Raw genomic sequence first — 917 nt, 5'->3', positions numbered from 1 at the left:
GAATCGGTTCTTCACGAAACCCGTCAGTTCGCGCCGCCCGCGGCGCTCGAGAAGACGGCGACCATTTCCGGCATGCCGGCCTATCGCGCGCTCGTCGCCGAGGCCGAGCAGGATTACGAAGGCTTCTGGGCGCGCCTCGCGCGCGAGGGCCTCGCGTGGCACAAGCCGTTCACCAAGGTGCTCGACGAGAGCCAGGCGCCGTTCTACAAATGGTTCGACGACGGCGAGCTGAACGCGTCGTACAACTGCCTCGACCGCCACGTCGAGGCCGGCAACGGCGAGCGCGTCGCGGTGATCTTCGAGGCCGACGACGGCTCCGTCACCCGCGTCACCTATGCCGACCTGCTCGCCCGCGTGTCGCGCTTCGCGAATGCGCTGAAGAAACGCGGCATCGCCAAGGGCGATCGCGTCGTCATCTACATGCCGATGTCGATCGAAGGCATCGTCGCGATGCAGGCCTGCGCGCGCATCGGCGCGACGCACTCGGTCGTGTTCGGCGGCTTCTCCGCGAAATCGCTGAACGAGCGCCTCGTCGACGTCGGCGCGGTCGCGCTCGTCACCGCCGACGAGCAGGCCCGCGGCGGCAAGACGCTGCCGCTCAAGAGCATCGCCGACGAGGCGATCGCGATGGGCGGCTGCGAAGCGGTCAAGAGCGTGATCGTCTATCGCCGCACCGGCGGCAAGATCGACTGGCATGCCCAGCGCGATCTGTGGATGCACGAGCTCGCCGACGGCGAATCCGAGCGCTGCGAGCCGACCTGGGTCGGCGCCGAGCATCCGCTGTTCATCCTGTATACGTCGGGCTCGACCGGCAAGCCGAAAGGCGTGCAGCACAGCACGGGCGGCTACCTGCTGTGGGCCGCGCAGACGATGAAGTGGACCTTCGACTGGAAACCCACGGACGTGTTCTGGTGCAC

1 protein-coding gene is annotated in these 917 nt (G+C 67.6%); it reads left to right on the top strand.

Annotation, left to right across the window (positions count from 1 at the left end; genetic code table 11):
- A partial coding sequence (locus tag CFB46_RS34960; protein WP_143751699.1) for an AMP-binding protein occupies positions 1 to 917 on the top strand: 917 nt, incomplete at both ends.

Source organism: Burkholderia sp. HI2761 (assembly GCF_002223355.1).
Lineage (GTDB): Bacteria > Pseudomonadota > Gammaproteobacteria > Burkholderiales > Burkholderiaceae > Burkholderia.
The sequence above is the reverse complement of the archived record's forward strand: the minus strand, read 5'-3'. Positions and strand labels throughout refer to the sequence as shown.